Below are 17,603 nucleotides of genomic sequence, written 5' to 3' on the forward strand. Positions count from 1 at the left end.
GGTTCGTTTCTTCAGGCCTGGTACTGGCCCGCCTGGGCCTCGATGAGCCGGCGCGCCGCCTGCCAGGTCAACTGCACGATCTCGGCGGACTCCCCGCTTTCGAACTGCTCGGCCGTCAAGGCCTGCACTTCGACGGGCGGTGTGCGAATCGGCATGCCACCCGCGAGCGCGTTCACCTGGATCTGGCACGCCCGCTCCAGGAACCAGAGTTCATGGAAGGCGTCGGCCACGGTGGCGCCGCCGACCAGCAAACCGTGGTTGCGCAGGATCATTGCGTTGCAGCGCCCCAGGTCTGCGACCAGGCGCTCGCGTTCTCCGAGCTCGAGCGCGATGCCCTCGTAGTCGTGGTAGGCCAGCCGCCCGTGGAACTTCAGCGCGTGCTGACTGATGGGCAGCAGGCCCGCTTCCTGTGCCGACACCGCCGCGCCCGCAGCGGTATGGGTGTGGATCACCCAGTGCAGGTCGGCGCGCGCCGCGTGCACGGCCGAGTGGATCGTGAAGCCGGCCCTGTTGATGCGGAAGCGCGCATCGGGCGCACCGTGCGCGCGCCCGTCGACCACGTTGCCGTCGAGATCGATCTTCACGAGATCGGAGGCACGCATCTCCTCGAACAGCAGGCCGTAGCGGTTGATGAGAAAGTGCGCCTCGGGGCCCGGCACGCGCGCAGAGATGTGCGTGTCGATCAGGTCGGTCATGCGAAAGTGCGCGACCAGCCGGTACAGCGCCGCGAGTTCGCAGCGCGTCGCCCATTCCTCGTGGCCGATTCCTTCGGGAGGGTTATTCATGGGGTGTTCCTCTCAGCGAATCAACTCGTGTCGTTCGGACTGGCCGGCCAGGAGAGGCAGCAGCGCGCGGGCATCGTCGAGCTCGTCGAGGTGAAGGACGCGATCGGCCAGCGCATCGGCTTGCTCGGCCGGCAGCGCAATGGCGGCCAGTTCACTGAACTTCGCGCGCAGCGCGGCATCGCTCAATGGGTTGGCGGGTGCGCCGAGCGCAATCGGCACGTGATGCGAAACGCTCGCGCCACGCTGGGGCGTGACGCTGACCACCGGCTCGTCCAGCGCGGCCATCTCCGGGTCGACGTGCAGGCGGACCAGTGACATCGCGGCACTCAGGCGCGCATCCTTGCGTGCCGGCGCGAGATAGCGCGCGAGGCCGGCGTCGCCGAACACCCAGGCGATGGCGATCGCGTACGGCATGCTCATCTGCGCACTGGAGAGCGAGGCCAGGTCGCGCCCGCCGCACATGTCGTGCACGAACGCGCTGAGGCGCACGTCGATGCGGCCCACCTGCTGCGCCAGCCCCGGATTCGCCGCCATCAGATGCAGCACGGCGTCGATGGTCGAATGATTGCTGCGGCACGAAGCATGCGGTTTGATCGAGCAGCGCATCAGCTTCCAGACGCTGCCCGCCTCGGCCAGCAAGGCCTCGGGTTGCTTCGACGCGGACGCGAAGGCGTTGAAGAAGCCGCCCCACACATCGTCGAACACCTGCGTCGGACCGCTGACGCCCTGTGCCGCGAGCAAGGCTGCCGTGAGCCCGCCTTCCGCCGCCCGCCCGGCATGAAGGCGCTTGGTTTGCGATGCGTCGTGAATGAAAGCCCACAGCCCGCTGCTGAAGCTGGCGGCATGGCCGAATGCGGCCGCGGTGTCTGCCGCGTCGAGTCCCAGCAGATGACTTGCTGCTGCAGCAGCGCCGAAGGTGCCGCAGGTGGCGGTCGAATGCCAGCCCTTGCCGTTGTGCGCCGAATAGCCGCCGCAGGCTTCGAGCACGCGCCGTCCTATGTCGTATCCCAGCACGACGGCGGTGATGAGATCGCGGCCGGAGACAGGCCGGGGCCGCGCGCGCCCGGCCGGCACGGTCAAGGCCGCGATGGCCGCGGGCAGCACGACGGCGCCCGAATGGTCGCAACCGCCGGTGTCGTCGAGCTCCAGCGCATGCGCCGCCACGCCATTGGCGAAGGCCGCGTCGCGTGCACCCAGCGAACGCGTCGTGCCCCACACCGGCGATGTTCCGGCACTGGGTTCGGCGCCGAGCATCTGCAGCACCTGGCGCGGCTCGAACGCGGCAGCGCCGGCCAGCGTCGCGCCGAAGGTATCGAGGATGTGGCGTTTGGCGCGCGCCACCACCTCGGCAGGCAGGTCGTCGTAGCGCGTGCCGGCGCAGAAGTGCGCCAGCTGCAGGGAAATGCTGTCGCTCATGGTGCGACGGAAGCTTCGTGAAGCGGTGAGAAGACGTCGACCGGATGGCCGGCCTCGTTCCCGGTGTGACGGCCGCTCCACCACGCGGCGACATCCCGTCCCGTCGCGACCCACACGTCGTCGTGCGCCAGCACGCCGGCGAGGAATTCGCGCAGCAGGTCGATGCGGCCCGCCGTACCGATGATCTCGGGATGCAGGCGCAAGGGAAGGCACAGGCCGAAGCGGCGGAAGCCCGCGAAGTCCTGCTGCCAGTTGCCCAGCACCTCGCGGTACGACGCGATGCGCGGCTGGCCCACCGGCACCGGCGGATAGAGGTTGAAGGCGAAGTAGGGCTCGTCTTCCAGTTCGTAGTGGAGCGGAATCTCAACCAGCGCCTGCGCGGCATCGCCCGAGGGCGGATGCAGATAGGGCAGGTCGTCGCCGCGCCAGGACGAAGACCACCGGATGCCCGCCGCGCGCAGCTGCTGCGTGAAGCCTGGCGCCCAGTTGCCGAAGGGCGAGCGAAAGCCCACCGGCGCCTCGCCGGTGACCTCGGCCAGCACGGCCTGCGCGGACAGCAGGTTGTCGCGTTGCTGCGCCAGGCTCAGCGCGTCGAAGTTCTCGCAGCCGAAGGATGCGTTGCCGATCTCGTGACCGGCTTCGTGAATGCGTCGCACCGTCGCGCGATGTTCGAGCGCGACGCTGCCGGGCACGAACCAGCTCGCGCCGAGCTTGAACTCGTCCAGCACGCCGAGCAGCCGGTCCACGCCGCGCCTGGCGCCGTACTGCCACACCGACAGGCTCTTCTCGCGCCCCGCCATCCGCGGCTCCTGCGCAAGGATGCCGGCAGCGTCGAAGAAGTCGACCGTGACGACGAAGGCCATCCGCTTGCCCTCGGGCCAGTGGCTGCGTGCCGGCGGCTTCATGCGAGGACCCTCGCGCCAGCATGCTGCTCGCGCCACCACTGCGCGACCTCGCCGCAACGGGCGAACCACACGCCTTCGCGGCTGCGCATGTGCTGGCACAGGCGTTCCAGCAGCAGGATGCGTCCGGGCTTGCCCGAGACCTTCGGATGGAACAGCGTCGTCATGCACAGGCCGTCGCGGTGCGAGCCGTCGAACTCGCGGCGCCAGTTGTCGAAGGTGGCGTCGTAGCTCGCGATGCGGTCGAGGCCGGCGGGATAGTCGGGGTTGCGCTGGTAGGCCAGCGATGCGTAGTCGTCCAGCTCCCAGCGGCCCGGGATCTCCACCAGGCTGCGGCCGCTGGCCGCATGCTCGATGAAGTAGGGCCGGTCATCGCCGCGCATGGAACTCGAATAGCGCACGCCGGCGTCGAGCAGGATCTCGATCGTGTCCGCGCCCCAGTCGCCCGAGGGTGTGCGAAAGCCGGCGGGCGTGAGGTCCAGGTGCTTGCGGAACAGCGCGAGCGACAGCGCCATCACTTCCTGCTGGCGCTCGCGCGTCAGCTGCCAGAAGGCCTCATGCCGGTGGCCGTGGTAGCCGATCTCGTGGCCGCGTTCGACGATGGCGCGGATCTGCGCCGGCCAGTTCTCGAGCACCCAGGTCGGCACGAAGAAGGTCGCCGGCATGCGGTACTCGTCGAGCATGTCCAGCAGATAACCGACGGCGCGCCACGGGCCGTAGGCGCCGAGCGTGAAGAAGGAAGGATTGCGCCAGATCGAGCCGTCGAGCATCGCGTTGCCGGTGGGGCCGTCGACATCGAAGGCGAGCGCAACGCTCGATTGCACGCCTTCGGGCCAGAGGCGGGACGGTGCGGCGTCGCCGATCGCTTGCACGGGCATGCGCTTCAGTTGGCGCTGTCGATGATCAGCTTGGGCACTGCGTAGTCGGCGAGGCCCCACTTGGCGGCGATCTTCGCGTAGCTGCCGTCGGCGATGAGCTTGGTCATGGCCTCGCTCAGCTCGGCCACGAGCGCCTCGTTCTTGCGGCCGATCGCCAGGCCGACGTACTGGAAGGCGAAGGGCTTGCCGACCGTCGCGTACGTGTTCGGCTCCTGTCCCATGATGTAAGGCAGCGTTTCGCCGCCTTGCACCGCCGCGTCGAGGCGGCCCTGGCGCAGCTGGGTGCGCGCGTCGGCCGAGCCGTCGGTGCCCGTCACGATGATCGCCGGCTTGCCGGCCTTCACGCACTGGGCGTCGCTCCACTTGCCGATCTCGACCGGGAACGAGGTGCGGCGGCTCGCGCCCACTTTCTTGCCGCACAGCGCGGTCATGCTGGAGAACTCGGCCGCCCGCGCATTCGTCACGTAGAACTGCGGGCCGGTCTTCAGGTAGTCGATGAACTTGACCGCGTCGCGACGCTCCGGCAAGTCGGTCATGCCGGAAAGAATGATGTCGACGCGGCCGGTGGCGAGCGAGCTCATCATCTGGTCGAAGCTGGTTTCTTCCCATTTGATCGCGGTGCCGAGCTTGGCCGCGAGTGCCTCGCCCAGGTCGATGTCGAAGCCGCTCAGCTTGCCGCTGGCCGGGTCCTTGAACTCGAGCGGCGGGTAGTTGGAGACCACCGCGGCGGAGATCGGCGCGCCCTTGGCGCGCGCGGTTTGTGCCTGCGCCAGCGGCAGGACCAGCGCGAAGGCTGCGGCGAGGAGGCTGAGACGTGTGAGTGGGCGGCAAGTCATGCGAGAGCTCCGGAGGTTGGTCAAAGAAAAAAAGTCAGCCGCGAACGGCGGAAATGAACTCGCGGGTGCGCGGATGCTGCGGGGCGGACAGGACCTGTGCGGGCGTGCCGGTCTCGACGATCTGCCCCTGGTCCATGAACATCACGCGCGTCGCCACGTCGCGGGCAAAGCCCAGTTCGTGGGTGACGACGACCATGGTCATGCCGCTGGTCGCCAGGTCGCGCATGACCGACAGCACCTCGCCGACCAGCTCGGGGTCGAGCGCCGAGGTGGGCTCGTCGAACAGCATCAGCTGCGGCCGCATCGCCAGCGAGCGGGCGATCGCCACGCGCTGTTGCTGGCCGCCCGAGAGATCGATCGGGAAGGCCTCGCTCTTGTGGGCGAGGCCGACGCGATCGAGCAGCGCGCGCGCTTCGGCGAGCACCTCCTCGCGCGGGCGGCGCTGCACGCGCAGCGGGCCCTCGATCACGTTCTCCAGCGCCGTCATGTGCGGGAACAGGTTGAAGCGCTGGAACACCATGCCGGTCTTCAGGCGCTGGCGGGCGATCTCGGTTTCGGACAGCGCGTAGAGCTTGTTGCCCACCTGGCGAAAGCCGACCAGTTCGCCGTTCACCCAGAGCGCGCCGTCGGTCACGGTTTCGAGCTGGTTGATGCAGCGCAGGAAGGTGCTCTTCCCGGAGCCGGACGGGCCGATGACGCAGAGCACCTCGCCGGCGGCGATGTCGAGCGTGATGCCCTGCAGCGCCTGGAAGTCGCCGAAGCTCTTGCGCACGTCGACCGCGCGCACGATGGGATCGGGATGGCGCATGCTCACTGCCTTGCCGCAGCGCGCCCTGCGCCGCGTGCGTAGTAGGACTCGACGCGCGACTGCAGCAGCGAGAGCACCGTGACCACCACGATGTACCAGATGCCGGCCACGATCAGCAGCTCGATCACGCGGGCGTTGGCGTAGTAGATGTTCTGCGCGTTGTGCAGCATCTCGGCGTACTGGATCACGCTGGCCAGCGAGGTCAGCTTGATCATGCCGACGAACTCGTTGCCGATCGGCGGGATGATCACGCGCATCGCCTGGGGCAGGATCACGCGGCGCAGCGCGAGCAGACGCGGCATGCCGATCGACTTGGCGGCCTCGTACTGGCCGACGTCGACCGACAGCAGGCCCGCGCGCACCACCTCGGAGGTGTAGGCGCCCTGGTTGATGCCGAGACCCAGCAGCGCGGCGAGGAAAGGCGTCATCAGGTCGACCGTGCGCATCTCCCACAGGCCCGGGATCCCGATGGTCGGGAACACCAGCGCCAGGTTGAACCACAGGAGCAGCTGCAGGATCACGGGCGTGCCGCGAAACAGCCATGTGTAGCCGCGTGCCACCCAGCTCAGCACCGGATTGGCCGACACGCGCATCACCGCGGTGATCACGCCCAGCACGATGCCCAGCCCCATCGCCAGCACGCTCATCACGATGGTGTTGACCAGGCCGGTGAGTATCGATTGCGCCGTGAGGAACTTGCCGACGTACTGCCATTCGATCTTGCCGCGCGCAAAGGCGTTGAGCACGAACAGCAGCGCCACCACGATGAGCGTGGTGGCGATGTAGCGCCCCCAGTAGCGGCGCGGCACATGTTTCAGATGGGAAATGCCGGCCGGCGTGGACGCATCCGGCGGTGCGGTGGCTGCGGCCGTCAGCATCGCGGCCCCGTGTAGTCGGCGATCCACGCACCCTGTTCCGCGAGCCGGGTCTTCAGGCGTGCGATCTGCTCGCGCACGCGCTCCGGCGCGGTGCCGCCCTGGCCGTGGCGCGCCGACACGGCGGCTTCGAGCGTCAGGTGCTCGAGCACTGCGGGCTTGAGCCGCGGGTCGACCTCGGCCAGCAGCAGGGCGGAGACATCGCTCAGTTCGATCTGCTTCGCTTCGCAGGCCTTGACCAGCGCGCCGGTGATCTCGTGCGCTTCGCTGAAAGGCACGCCGTTCACCGCCAGCCAATCCGCCACCTCGGTGGCGAGCGTGAAGCCCAGCGGCGCCTGGCGCTTCAGCTGCTCGACATCGACGCGCATCGTCCGGATCATTCCGGCCATGGCCGGCAGCACCAGCGACAGGGTGTCGATGCTGTCGAAGGCCGCGCTCTTGTCTTCGGCCAGGTCGCGGTTGTAGGCCAGCGGCAGCGACTTCAGGGCAGAGAGCATTCCTGTCAGGTTGCCGATCAGGCGGCCGGCCTTGCCGCGGCTCAGTTCGGCGATGTCGGGGTTCTTCTTCTGCGGCATGATCGAACTGCCGGTGCAGTAGCCGTCGTCCAGCTCCACCCACCGGAACTGCCGCGATGACCACAGGACCACCTCTTCGGACAGGCGCGACAGCTCGACCGTGAGCATGCTGGCGACGAACAGGAACTCGCACACGTGGTCGCGCGCCGCGACCGCGTCGATCGAGTTCTCGCACGGTGCGTCGTAGCCGAGCTCCATCGCCGACAGCTCCGGCGAGCGGCAGATCGCCGAACCGGCCAGCGCGGCGGCACCGAGCGGCGAACGTGCGCTGCGGCGGTCCCAGTCGATCAGCCGGTCGATGTTGCGGCCGACGGCCTGGGCATGCGCCATCAGGTGATGCGCGAACACGATGGGCTGCGCGGGCTGCAGATGGGTGAAGCCGGTCGACAGCGTGCCGATGTGCAGCTCGGCCTGCGCCACGAGCGCGTGCTGCAGCTCGAGCACGGCGCTGGCGAGGGTGCGCGCCCGGTCGCGCAGGTACAGCTTCAGGTCGTTGGCGGCCTGGTCGTTGCGCGAGCGGCCGGCGCGCAGCTTGCCGCCGATGGCGCCGAGCCGCAGGGTCAGCACGCGCTCGAGGAAGGTGTGCACGTCTTCGTCGGCTTCGGAGGGATGCAGGTCGCCGGCGGCGTACTCGCGCTCGACGGCATCGATGGCCGCGAGGAGCTGGGCCAGTTCGTCGGCCTTCAGCACGCCCGCGCGCTGCAGCTCGCGAGCATGGGCGCGGGAGCCGGCCAGGTCGTAGGGCACGAGCCTGAAGAAACTCGGCTCCGATCGCGACAGCGCCTTCAGTGCCGCCGACGGTTCCGACCTGAAACGGGCTCCCCAAAGACGCTGCGTTGCACTCGCTTCTTGCGCTTCCATATCGTTACCACAAAGTGACAATGGGCTGCATCGTAGTAAGAATGACCAGCGCTGGAAAACGAGATTAAGAACCGGGTTGCCTGCAAAAAATCTCAGCATCCGGAGGACACGGCCCTGCCGAAACTGCGGGGAAACGAGGGTTGTGGCCTGAACCTTGCTGGCATCCCATCCCCCCATGGACAAACCCACAGAAGAACACTCCGTGCACGACATCGCGAAGCGCCTGGCGGTGCGCAGCCGGCTGCCTCCGCTCAATGCCTTGCGAGCCTTCGATGCCACTGCCCGCCACCTGACCGTGGTCAAGGCTGCCGACGAATTGAGCGTGACGCCGAGCGCTGTCAGCCATCAGCTGCGCACTTTGGAAGACGCACTCGGCGTGCAGCTGTTCACGCGCAACAAGACGCGCCTGAAACTCACTCCCCACGGCGAGGCCTTGCTGCCCTCGATCCGTGCGGCCTTCCAGATGATTGCTTCCGCGGCCGCCAGGCTGGGCGACAGCGTGATGATGGGCGACCTGGTAGTGTCGGTGCCGGTCGGGCTCGCCTCGCGCCTGCTGACGCGTCACATCGGCGAATTCATGGTGGCGCATCCGGATGTGCGGCTCAAGCTGATCGCCTCCAACGAGGACAAGGAGGTCTACCTGCCCTCGGTCGACCTGTGCATCCGCTACGGCACGGGCATCTGGCCCGAGCGGCAGGTGCGGCTGCTGAGCCATGTCGAGTTGTTCCCCGTCTGCAGCCCCGCGATGATCAACGGGCCGATGGGAGTGCGGGCGCTCGACGACCTGAAGCATCACATGCTGTTGTGCGAGGACGGCGGCACCGAGTGGACGCGCTGGCTGCTCGCGGCCGGCATGCCGGCCAGCGGCTTTCGCATGACCGAGATGGGCAACGCGCACATCGCGATCGAGGCGGCACTTCATGGCCAGGGCGCGGCCCTGGGCGACAGTCTTCTGGTGGGCGACGACCTGGCCGAAGGCCGGCTCGTGCGGCTGTTCGAGAACCGCATTCCGGCCAAGCACGCGTACTACCTCGTGTGCCGCCACGAAGTGTGCGAGAACCCGCTGGTCGCGGGCTTCACCGATTGGATCCTCGGCAAGGTGCGAACCGGCGAATAGGCGCGCCACGCCTCGGCTTCAGTCGCGGTACACCACGCCGGGCAGCACGCACAGCATCTCGAACGCGAGGTTGGCGCCGACCAGCGCCGTCGTTCCGTGCGGATCGTAGGGCGGCGAGATCTCGACCAGGTCGGCGCCCACCAGGTCGAGGCCACGCAGGCCGCGGATGATCTCCAGGCCCTGGTGCACCGTCAGTCCGCCGATCTCCGGCGTCCCCGTGCCCGGCGCGAAGGCGGGGTCGAGGCCGTCGATGTCGAAGCTGAGGTAGACCGGCCCCTTGCCCACACGCTCCACCACTTCCTTCATCAGCGGGACCAGGCTCTTGTGCCAGCACTCCTCGGCCTGCACCACGCGAAAGCCCTGCTCGCGGCACCAGTCGAAATCGTCGGCGTGGTAGCCGGTGCCGCGCAGGCCGATCTGCACCACGCGCCGGCAGTCGAGCAGGCCCTCTTCCACCGCGCGGCGGAAGGGCGTGCCGTGGGCGATCTTCTCCCCGCCCATGGTGTCGTTCACGTCGGCATGCGCGTCGACGTGGACCACGCCGATCGGGCCGTGGCGCTTGTGCATCGCACGCAGGATCGGCAGCGCGATGGTGTGGTCGCCGCCGATGCTGATGGGGCGGCAGCCGTTGGCGATGATGGCGTCGTAGGCCGTGGCGATGCGGTCGATCGAGTCGAAGATGTTGTAGGCGTTGGTGGCCACGTCGCCGATGTCGGCGACCTGCAGCGAGTCGAAGGGCGCGGCGCGCGTTGCCATGTTGTAGGGCCGCAGCAATACGGACTCGCTGCGTACCTGGCGCGGGCCGAAGCGGGCGCCCGAACGGTTGGAGGTGCCGAGGTCGAAGGGCACGCCGACGAAGCAGGCGTCGAGGCCTTCGGTCGTTTCCTGGAAGGGCAGTCGCATCATCGTCGCGATGCCCGCGAAACGCGGCACGGCGTCGCCGCTGAGCGGCTGGTTGAAGCCTGTGCGTTCAGGATGGAGGTGCGAGGATGGCATGAGCGAACCGGGCGATGGGATCGAACGATCATAGGAAGACGCGCGCGCAGCGGACTTCAAAAATCTCAGCATCTCGGCTTAGATTTATTGCGCCGGCTTGGTTCCCTGCTGCCTAGCATTGGTGGATTCGCCCGACGCTCCCTACCGGATGACCGCCACCGCACCCCATATCTTCTTCAGCAGCAACCTCGATTCACCGCAAGCCTGGCGCGAAGCCTTGGCGCGGCACCTCGGCGACTTCAGCTTCACGGTCGGGCCGCATTGCGCGGATCCGGCCGCGATCGATGTCGCATTGGTCTACAAGCCGCCGAAGGAGGGCCTGCTGGCGTTCAGGAACCTGCGTGCCGTGGTTTCGCTGTCGGCCGGCATCAACCAGTTCTCCCCCGCGATGCTGCCTGCGGGCGTGCCCTTGTCGCGGTCGATCGATTCGACGCTCACGCAGCACATGATCGCGTATGCGAAGGCCGCCGTGTACCGCTATCACCGCAGGTTCCACGTGTTCGAGCGCAATTCGCGGGAAAGCGCATGGCGCTTCGAGCTGCCGAAGTCGAATGCCGAGACCACCGTGGGCGTCCTGGGCCTGGGCGAACTCGGCAGCGCCGTCGCCAGCGCGCTGGCCGCCGATGGTTTCGGCGTTCAGGGCTGGAGCCGCAGGGCGAGAGATCTGCCGGGCATCCGGACCCACGCCGGCGACGCCGGCCTGCACGCGATGGCAGCCGGCGTGGACATCGTCATCAATGTCCTGCCGCTGACCGATGCCACCGAGGGCATCCTCTCGGGGCGCTTGTTCGCGAGCTTCAGGCAGGGCGCCTTCCTCATCAACATGGGGCGAGGCGGGCACCTTGTCGAACAGGATCTTCTGAGCGCCCTCGACGAGGGCCGCATCGCCGCGGCCACGCTCGATGTCGTCCAGGTCGAACCCTTGCCCGAGGGGCATCCGTTCTGGGCCCACCCCGGCATCCTGATCACGCCGCACATCGCCGGCATCACCTCGCCGGAATCGGCCGCGCCGCAGATTGCGGAGAACATACGCCGTGCGATGCGAGGCCAAGGCTTGCTGAATCAGGTCGACTGGGCGCGAGGCTACTAGAACAGGTCGACCCGCGCGCGCGGGCGCATGAGAGTTTTAACGTGCGGATTGACTGAATTCGATGCATCGCCGGGCCAGCACTTGGGCCGGGTCAATGACGGGGACCCGCTTGCCCTGGACCTCGTAGTCGAGGTTCTGCTGAATCAGCAGCGGAAGCTCGGTGCATCCCAGAATCACCACCTCTGCACCGCTACGCACCAGCTGCCCGATCGCGTCCTCTACCGCGGCCCGGCAGTGATCGTCCAGGAAGCCTGCCTTGACGCCTCCGGGTCCGTAGATGACCTCCATGATCTGCTGCTGGACGACAGGCTCAGGCGTTGTCACTTGCCGCATCGCGCGTTCGATCTCGTCGTGATAGACGCGGCTCGCAACGGTCCCGGTGGTCGCGAGCAGGCCGATGTTCCTGATGCCCGCGTACTCCCTCGTGATGAATTCGACCGTCTCCCGCAGCATGTGGACGATCGGGATGTCCAGCATCGGCTGGATGTATTTCACGAACGCATGGGCTGTATTGCAGGGAATCGCGATGATGTCGGCGTCGGCATCCTGCAGCTTCTTGCACGTGGCATACAACGCCAGCGTCGGATCGAGACCATCCCGAATCAGGTATTCGGTGCGGTCTGGAATCTGAGGGTTCTGCTCCACCACGAACTTGAGGTGGTCCTGATCCCGTGCCGCGGGTGTGGCCCGAACCAGGTTGTCAAGAAAGCTGACCGTGGCGGCCGGCCCGACGCCGCCCAGCACACCGATCTTGAACGGCCGCGTTCCGGAGGCATGGTTGGCTTCTGCTGCGAACTCGGCGTAGACCTGGTTCGAGTCGACGACCGCAAGGCCGGCCGCCGCGGCCTTGCTGTGCAAGCTGTCCATTGCGACGCACAGCACGGTACTTCCGACCAGAACCAGTTCAGCGCCCTGATCCGCAAGGTCGTCGTACGCGCGCTCGACAGCCTGAAGATCCGCCGCCGACACTGCATATTCCCCGAGGGATGAGGCACTCAGTGTTTCGATCGTCGCGGTGAGCTCCCGCAACGCCGTGGCGCGCGGGTAGATCAATTCCAGGGCTCCGCCGTCGAAACGGCTTTCGAACAGGCCCAGCGAATTGACCGAAGCCGATGCGAGCACGCCGATTCTTCGCACGCGCGGGTACCGGCTCGACACATGCTTCGCCAAGGCGTCAAGCATGCTCACGATCGGCGTTTCGGAGACCGGTGCCAGCTCGGACGCGAATCGATGGGATTCGATCGTCGGCAGCAACACGCCCGCGAGATCGGTATCGTCCATCCGCCAGATCGAGTCGAAGAGGGCGATCTTGCCGCGCTCGATCTCGGCTTCGCAGGTCGCAGGTGCATCCTCGAATGCCGAATCCGGATCGAGCACGACCCGGTACTTCCGGGGCGCCTGGGCAGCGCAGATCGCTTCCATCTTCGCGGCGATATCGGCCGCCCCGAGATGCTCGGGCCGACCGACGACGAGAAGTGATCGGAGCCTCGGTGTCATGGATGGAGATTCTGGTTGGCGAGACGCCCTTTGTCGCATTGAAAGATGGCTGCAAACCATTAAGTGATCTAATACCCTGACTGCACAAGATTGATCATGCGGCTCAAGCACATCGAGGTCTTCAACGCGATCATGCTGACCGGAACGGTGAGCGGCGCGGCTCGCCTGCTTCACGTCACCCAGCCCGCCGTCACCTTGACGCTGCAGCACGCCGAGCTGCAGCTGGGCTATGCACTGTTCACTCGCCAGCGCAACAGGCTGGTGCCCACCAGCGAGGCCCAGGCGCTCTATCCGGAAGTGCAGTTGCTCGTGTCGCGGCTCGAATCCGTGCGGCGGCTTTCCACCAGCCTGCGCCGGGGCGGCCGCACCGAGTTGCGCCTGCTGATCGTTCCCTCCCTGGCCGTTCGCGCGCTGCCGGATGCCTTGAAGCTGTTTCGCAAGCGCTACCCCGACCTGGCCGTGGCGATACGAATGCTGCACTCGCACGAGGTGACCCAGGCGATTGCGCTGCGCGAAGGCGATGTGGGCATCGTCTATGGCGCCATCCAGCATCCCGGCGTCCAGCAGGTCCCCATCGCCGCGGGCCGTCTGGTCTGCGTGTCCCTCCGGTCCGGGCGCGCGAGCGACCGGCGTACCACGGTGGAGTTGACCGAGCTCATGCGCAGCGGCTTCATCCGCATCGACGAGCGCGATCCGATCGGCGCCATGCTGGCCGAGCAGTGTGCCCACCATGGCGGGGAGCCCGAAGGCGGCCTGACCGCGCAGACGCATCACATTGCCATGGTGTTTGCCGAACAGGGGCTCGGGCCGGCCATCGTCGACTCGTTCACGGCAGCCGCCACCACCAGCGATGCCTTGCAGGTGCGCACGCTGCTGCCGGAAGTACCGGTCAGCGTTCAGGCGCTGTTGCCGCAAGGAGAACGATCGCCGAAGCAGGCCGCTGATTTCATCGAGGCCTTCAAGGCGGTCATCGTCAGCGCCCCGTCCGGTTGAGCCTGCTGCGCCAGGAGCAAGGCCCGAGGCCTACGCCCTTCGCGCTAGACCGTATTGCGAATAGGCGACCCCTGAGGCCACTCCTAGACTCCCGCGACGAGGTCTGAGAGGCGCGCACTTCCGCTGCGTCGCGGCTTGCGCCAAGCGGGCCTACAGACTGCGCGCGGGGGTCGAATGCAAGGTTCTTCGAGGTTCGTGTGGGCGCACTCTGCGCGCAAGTGGATCGCAGGCGCTCTCGGACTCGGGGCGCTCGTGGGCTGCCAGTGGGCCATGGCGCAGGCACCCGATGCCGAGGCGGCGGCCAGCAAGCAGGAGCAGGCGCGGCTCGCCGACACCGACACGCTATTCGCGCTCACCAACGACGGCGCGGTGCTCTATGCGCAGGACAGCCCCAAGCTCTCGGGCTATCAATACTGCAGCCAGGCGGTGGCGCTAGCCGAGGCGGGCGAGTTCCGCCAGAGCGTGCGCGCCGCGAGCAAGGCGCTGCACCTGGCCAACGCCACGCGCGACCCCAACCTGCTCGCGATGGCGAACCGCGATCTTGCCATCGTCTACAGCTACTCGGGCCAGCTCGAGAAAGCCGAGGAGTTCGCGCGCGAGGCGCTCAAGCATCCGGCGCGCGATCCCAAGCTGGTCGTCGGGCCGGTGCACAAGGTCATCGGCGACGTGCAGACCCGGCGCGGCGACTATGCCGGCGCGGTGCAGAGCTACGACACCGCGCTCGCCAACAGCTCGCAGCGTTATGCGCCGCTGGTGCAGTCCTCGCTCGTCAATGCGCTGATCGAGTCGGGCGAGCCGGCACGCGCGCGCCAGCTGCTCGGCACGCTGCCGCCGCCGCGCGAGGCGCCGCTGGCCGCGCAGCTCGAGCGCACGCGCGCGCGGCTGCTGCTGGCCGAGAACAAGCCGGCCGAGGCGCGCGATCTGTACCTGCAGCTGACCACACGTTCGGTCGGCACCGACAGCGGCTACTACCAGCTCTGGGCCTGGGACGGCGTGGCGCGCAGCGAACTCGCGCTGGGGCAGAAGCAGGCCGCGGCCGAGGCGGTGGGCCGCGCGCTCGGCGGCGTCGATGCAGTGCGCGCGAAGTTCCGCAGCGAAGAATTCAAGATGGGTTTGTTCTCCGATCTGCAGGCCGTGTTCGAGCGCGGGGTCGGCCTCTACAGCGAGGTGGGCGATGCGCGCCAGGCCTTCGAACTCAGCGAGCGCAGCCGCTCGCGTGCGCTGCTCGACGCGGTGCGCGGCCGGGCCCGCGTGAGCAGCGAGGCGGCCGCGACCGTCGACCTCGCGACCCTGCAGCGCACGCTGGCGCCCGACGAACGCGTGCTGCAGTTCCATGCGCTGCCCGACCGCCTGCAGGCCTGGGTGGTCAGCCCCTCCGGCATCGAGGCGAAGAGCATCGCGATCAAGCGCGACGACCTGACCGAACTGGTCGAGACCTTCCGCAACTCGGTGGTGCGCGGCCGGCGCGCCGCCATCGCCAATGCCGACAAGCTGGGCGCCGCGCTGCTCGGTCCGCTCGCGTTGAAACCGGGCGAGCGCCTCATCATCGTGCCGCACGGGCCCTTGCATTACCTGCCTTTCCAGGCGCTGCGGCTGAACGGGCGCTACGTGATCGAGACGCATCCGGTCTCGGTCGCGCCCTCGATGAGCATCGCGGTGCAGCTTGCGCAGCGCTCGCCGCGCGTCGACGCCGCGCTCATCGCCTTCGGCAATCCGCGCATCGAAGACAAGTACGACCTGCCCGGCGCCGAGGTCGAGGTCAAGCAACTCGCGCAGCTCTTCCCGCGCAACAACGTCTACATGGGCGCCGCCGCCACCAAGACGCAGTTTCGCGACGTGGCCTCGCGCGCACCGCTGATGCACGTGGCGGCCCATGCCGAAGCCGACCAGGTCGATCCACTCTACTCGCGCATCCTCCTGGCCAACGAAGGCGGCAAGCAGAACTTCCTGGAAGCGCACGAGATCCTCGGCCTGCCGATGCAGGGCACCGCGCTGGTCACGCTGTCGGCCTGCGAATCGGGGCTGGGCCGCATCGCGCAGGGCGACGAGGTGCTGGGCTTCACGCGCTCCTTTCTCTCCGCAGGCACGTCGAGCCTGATCTCCTCGCTGTGGCCGGTGTCGGACGACGCCACCGCCATTCTCATGAGCACGCTCTATGCCGAACTGGCCAAGGGCAGGGACATCCAGCAGGCCATGCAGGCCGGGCAGCTGGCCGTATTGAAGGAACCCCGCATGTCGCATCCGTTCTTCTGGGCCCCGTTCAACCTGATCGGCAACTGGCGGTTGAAGGTGGGGAGCCCGGCATGAGGGGCGTCGGCTCGGTGGTGGCTGTCGCGCTGGCGCTGGCCGCGCAGGTCGCGCAGGCCGCGGACGAAGAGGCCACGACGCTGCTGCCCACCCAGGATCCGTGCGGCAGCTGCGACCGCCAGGTCGCGCAGGCCTCGCCCGCGCCGCAAAGCCTGCCCGCGCCGCCCGTGCCGGCGGCCGCGTTCCGCCTCAACGACCTGCGCCTCAACGGCGTCAAGGCGCTCAGCAACGAAGAGCTGCAAAGCATCACGCAGCCCTACATCGGCCGCGACGTGACGCTCGGCGATCTGGAGGCGCTGGCGCAGGCCATCACCGCCAGGTACCGCGAGCGCGGCTATTTCCTCGCGCAGGCGGTGGTGCCGGTGCAGACCGTGCAGGGCGGCGTGGTGGAGATCAGCGTGATCGAAGGCCGGCTCGGCAAGATCGACGTGATCGTGGCGCCCGATGCGCCGATCGCCGAGGCCCGCGTGCGCGCCTTCCTCGCGCCGGTGCAGCCGGGGGACGCGGTCAGTGCGCAAAGCTACGAACGCGCGATGCTGCTGCTGTCGGACCAGCCCGGCATCCGTGTCGCCTCCGGCTTGCAGGAAGGCACGCAGCCCGGCACCACCGATCTTTCGGTCGAGGTGACGGCGGCGCGGCGCTGGGTCTTCACCGCCGAGGCCGACAACCACGGCACCAAGGAGTCCGGCCGCTACCGCGTCGGTGGCAGCGCGCGCTGGCTCAGTCCCTTCGGCATCGGCGACAACCTCGACATGCGCGCGATGGTGTCCAACGACAACGGGCTGGTGTTCGGCCGCGTGGCCTACGAGGCGCCGATCGGCAGCAACGGGTGGCGCGCCGGCGTGGGCCTGGCGCGCGTCAACTACGAGCTCGGCGGCCAGTTCGCCGACCTCGATGCGCAGGGCACGGCCAACGTGCTCGACTTCTCGCTCAACTACCCGCTGATCCGCCAGCGCCAGCAGAACCTGTTTCTGCGCCTGGGCGCCGACGTCAAGGACCTCGAGGACGAGTTCGGCGCGGTGGGCTTCACCACGAAGAAGCGGGTGCAGGGCTTCGGCCTCGGCTGGACCTGGGAGCGGCGCGACGAGGTGCTGGGCGGCGGCTACTGGGCCAGTTCCGGCACGCTCTACCGCGGCAAGCTGGACATCCGCGATCCGCAGACCCTCGCGTTCGACCAGAGCCTCGGCGGCCACCGCACCCAAGGCGATTTCACCAAGCTGAGCTTCCTGGTCTCGCGGCTGCAGGCCATCGTGCCGCGCCATTCGCTCTACCTGTCGCTCGGCGGCCAGTGGGCCAGCAAGAACCTCGATGCCTCGGAAAAGCTCGCGCTCGGCGGCGCGCGCGCGGTGCGCGCCTACCCCTCCGGCGAGGTGCTGGCGGACGAGGGCGTGATCGGCATCGTCGAATGGCGCTGGTCCTACAACGAGGAGCTCACGCCCTTCGTGTTCTACGACGCGGCGCGCGGCAAGCTGGCGCGCGACCCGACGCCCTTCGACGGCGAGAACCGCCTGAGCCTGCGCGGCTACGGCATCGGCGTTTCGTGGGCGCGGCCCGGCAACTTCGCCATCAACGCGACGCTCGCCTGGCGCGACGGCACCCGCCCGGCGCAGACCGACGGCGGCGGCCGCAATCCGCGCCTCTACGTGCAGGCGCAAAAGGCCTTCTGA

At 68.1% G+C, this 17,603-nt stretch carries 15 protein-coding genes; 5 read left to right on the forward strand and 10 right to left on the reverse strand.

Annotated features, from left to right (window positions below; all coding sequences use genetic code 11):
• Nucleotides 1-11 precede the first annotated feature (11 nt).
• Genes ACSQ9I_RS03520 through argH form a run of 8 tightly spaced genes read right to left on the reverse strand, consistent with a single transcriptional unit; the run spans nt 12 to nt 7,936 of the window.
• The gene (locus ACSQ9I_RS03520) at nt 12-785 is read right to left on the reverse strand and encodes a class II aldolase/adducin family protein (RefSeq protein ID WP_093105369.1); all 774 of its coding nucleotides are present in this window, start codon (nt 783-785) and stop codon (nt 12-14) included.
• A gap of 12 nt (nt 786-797) precedes the next feature.
• Nucleotides 798-2,201 (reverse strand): MmgE/PrpD family protein, encoded by a 1,404-nt coding sequence (locus ACSQ9I_RS03525; RefSeq protein WP_436312290.1) that lies wholly within the window; start codon nt 2,199-2,201, stop codon nt 798-800.
• Entirely contained in the window at nt 2,198-3,106 is a 909-nt protein-coding gene (locus tag ACSQ9I_RS03530) for a polysaccharide deacetylase family protein (protein WP_436312291.1), read from the reverse strand. The genes ACSQ9I_RS03525 and ACSQ9I_RS03530 overlap by 4 nt, the downstream gene beginning before the upstream one ends.
• Nucleotides 3,103-3,981: a polysaccharide deacetylase family protein gene (locus ACSQ9I_RS03535; protein WP_436312292.1), complete on the reverse strand. Its 879-nt coding sequence runs from the start codon at nt 3,979-3,981 to the stop codon at nt 3,103-3,105. Before ACSQ9I_RS03535 ends, ACSQ9I_RS03530 begins: the two co-directional genes overlap by 4 nt.
• Nucleotides 3,982-3,986: 5 nt before the next feature.
• A complete protein-coding gene (locus tag ACSQ9I_RS03540) occupies nt 3,987-4,817 on the reverse strand; it encodes an ABC transporter substrate-binding protein (protein ID WP_436312293.1) in 831 nt (276 codons plus the stop codon).
• Between the two features lie 34 nt (nt 4,818-4,851).
• Nucleotides 4,852-5,625 carry an amino acid ABC transporter ATP-binding protein gene (locus ACSQ9I_RS03545; RefSeq protein WP_436312294.1) on the reverse strand — a complete coding sequence of 258 codons (774 nt, stop codon included), beginning with the start codon at nt 5,623-5,625 and terminating at the stop codon, nt 4,852-4,854.
• A gap of 2 nt (nt 5,626-5,627) precedes the next feature.
• Complete coding sequence (locus ACSQ9I_RS03550; RefSeq protein WP_093105382.1) at nt 5,628-6,503, reverse strand: amino acid ABC transporter permease; 876 nt, start codon at nt 6,501-6,503, stop codon at nt 5,628-5,630.
• Nucleotides 6,497-7,936, reverse strand: coding sequence for an argininosuccinate lyase (gene argH, locus ACSQ9I_RS03555; RefSeq protein WP_436312295.1), 1,440 nt, complete (start codon nt 7,934-7,936; stop codon nt 6,497-6,499). The genes ACSQ9I_RS03550 and argH overlap by 7 nt, the downstream gene beginning before the upstream one ends.
• A gap of 175 nt (nt 7,937-8,111) precedes the next feature.
• On the opposite strand from argH, the gene gcvA reads away from it, so the two are divergent.
• Entirely contained in the window at nt 8,112-9,053 is a 942-nt protein-coding gene (gcvA, locus tag ACSQ9I_RS03560) for a transcriptional regulator GcvA (protein WP_436312296.1), read from the forward strand.
• 18 nt (nt 9,054-9,071) lie between these two features.
• On the opposite strand, the gene speB is transcribed toward gcvA, so the two are convergent.
• A complete protein-coding gene (gene speB, locus ACSQ9I_RS03565; RefSeq protein WP_093105386.1) occupies nt 9,072-10,049 on the reverse strand; it encodes an agmatinase in 978 nt (325 codons plus the stop codon).
• Nucleotides 10,050-10,197: 148 nt separating this feature from the next.
• Here speB and ACSQ9I_RS03570 point away from each other — a divergent pair, with 148 nt between their 5' ends.
• Nucleotides 10,198-11,139 (forward strand): 2-hydroxyacid dehydrogenase, encoded by a 942-nt coding sequence (locus tag ACSQ9I_RS03570; protein WP_436312297.1) that lies wholly within the window; start codon nt 10,198-10,200, stop codon nt 11,137-11,139.
• Nucleotides 11,140-11,175: 36 nt separating this feature from the next.
• Here ACSQ9I_RS03570 and ACSQ9I_RS03575 read toward each other — a convergent pair whose 3' ends face one another.
• Nucleotides 11,176-12,636 carry an amino acid racemase gene (locus ACSQ9I_RS03575; RefSeq protein WP_436312298.1) on the reverse strand — a complete coding sequence of 487 codons (1,461 nt, stop codon included), beginning with the start codon at nt 12,634-12,636 and terminating at the stop codon, nt 11,176-11,178.
• Nucleotides 12,637-12,732: 96 nt separating this feature from the next.
• On the opposite strand from ACSQ9I_RS03575, the gene ACSQ9I_RS03580 reads away from it, so the two are divergent.
• The 3 genes from ACSQ9I_RS03580 to ACSQ9I_RS03590 all read left to right on the forward strand — a co-directional run bounded on the left by ACSQ9I_RS03580 (nt 12,733) and on the right by ACSQ9I_RS03590 (nt 17,603).
• Nucleotides 12,733-13,629 (forward strand): LysR family transcriptional regulator, encoded by an 897-nt coding sequence (locus tag ACSQ9I_RS03580; protein ID WP_093105392.1) that lies wholly within the window; start codon nt 12,733-12,735, stop codon nt 13,627-13,629.
• Nucleotides 13,630-13,824: 195 nt separating this feature from the next.
• Nucleotides 13,825-15,936: a CHAT domain-containing protein gene (locus ACSQ9I_RS03585; RefSeq protein ID WP_436302705.1), complete on the forward strand. Its 2,112-nt coding sequence runs from the start codon at nt 13,825-13,827 to the stop codon at nt 15,934-15,936.
• Nucleotides 15,933-17,603, forward strand: a complete 1,671-nt coding sequence (locus tag ACSQ9I_RS03590; RefSeq protein ID WP_436312299.1) for a ShlB/FhaC/HecB family hemolysin secretion/activation protein — start codon at nt 15,933-15,935, stop codon at nt 17,601-17,603. Before ACSQ9I_RS03585 ends, ACSQ9I_RS03590 begins: the two co-directional genes overlap by 4 nt.

Source organism: Variovorax sp. LjRoot84, assembly GCF_964254305.1.
In the GTDB taxonomy this organism is placed as follows: Bacteria; Pseudomonadota; Gammaproteobacteria; order Burkholderiales; family Burkholderiaceae_C; genus Variovorax.

Bases quoted from the DNA above. Each gene is read 5' to 3' on its own strand.
- ACSQ9I_RS03520 (WP_093105369.1), bottom strand. From the start codon at position 785: ATGAATAACCCTCCCGAAGGAATCGGCCACGAGGAATGGGCGACGCGC.
- ACSQ9I_RS03525 (WP_436312290.1), bottom strand. From the start codon at position 2,201: ATGAGCGACAGCATTTCCCTGCAGCTGGCGCACTTCTGCGCCGGCACG.
- ACSQ9I_RS03530 (WP_436312291.1), bottom strand. From the start codon at position 3,106: ATGAAGCCGCCGGCACGCAGCCACTGGCCCGAGGGCAAGCGGATGGCC.
- ACSQ9I_RS03535 (WP_436312292.1), bottom strand. From the start codon at position 3,981: ATGCCCGTGCAAGCGATCGGCGACGCCGCACCGTCCCGCCTCTGGCCC.
- ACSQ9I_RS03540 (WP_436312293.1), bottom strand. From the start codon at position 4,817: ATGACTTGCCGCCCACTCACACGTCTCAGCCTCCTCGCCGCAGCCTTC.
- ACSQ9I_RS03545 (WP_436312294.1), bottom strand. From the start codon at position 5,625: ATGCGCCATCCCGATCCCATCGTGCGCGCGGTCGACGTGCGCAAGAGC.
- ACSQ9I_RS03550 (WP_093105382.1), bottom strand. From the start codon at position 6,503: ATGCTGACGGCCGCAGCCACCGCACCGCCGGATGCGTCCACGCCGGCC.
- argH (WP_436312295.1), bottom strand. From the start codon at position 7,936: ATGGAAGCGCAAGAAGCGAGTGCAACGCAGCGTCTTTGGGGAGCCCGT.
- gcvA (WP_436312296.1), top strand. From the start codon at position 8,112: ATGGACAAACCCACAGAAGAACACTCCGTGCACGACATCGCGAAGCGC.
- speB (WP_093105386.1), bottom strand. From the start codon at position 10,049: ATGCCATCCTCGCACCTCCATCCTGAACGCACAGGCTTCAACCAGCCG.
- ACSQ9I_RS03570 (WP_436312297.1), top strand. From the start codon at position 10,198: ATGACCGCCACCGCACCCCATATCTTCTTCAGCAGCAACCTCGATTCA.
- ACSQ9I_RS03575 (WP_436312298.1), bottom strand. From the start codon at position 12,636: ATGACACCGAGGCTCCGATCACTTCTCGTCGTCGGTCGGCCCGAGCAT.
- ACSQ9I_RS03580 (WP_093105392.1), top strand. From the start codon at position 12,733: ATGCGGCTCAAGCACATCGAGGTCTTCAACGCGATCATGCTGACCGGA.
- ACSQ9I_RS03590 (WP_436312299.1), top strand. From the start codon at position 15,933: ATGAGGGGCGTCGGCTCGGTGGTGGCTGTCGCGCTGGCGCTGGCCGCG.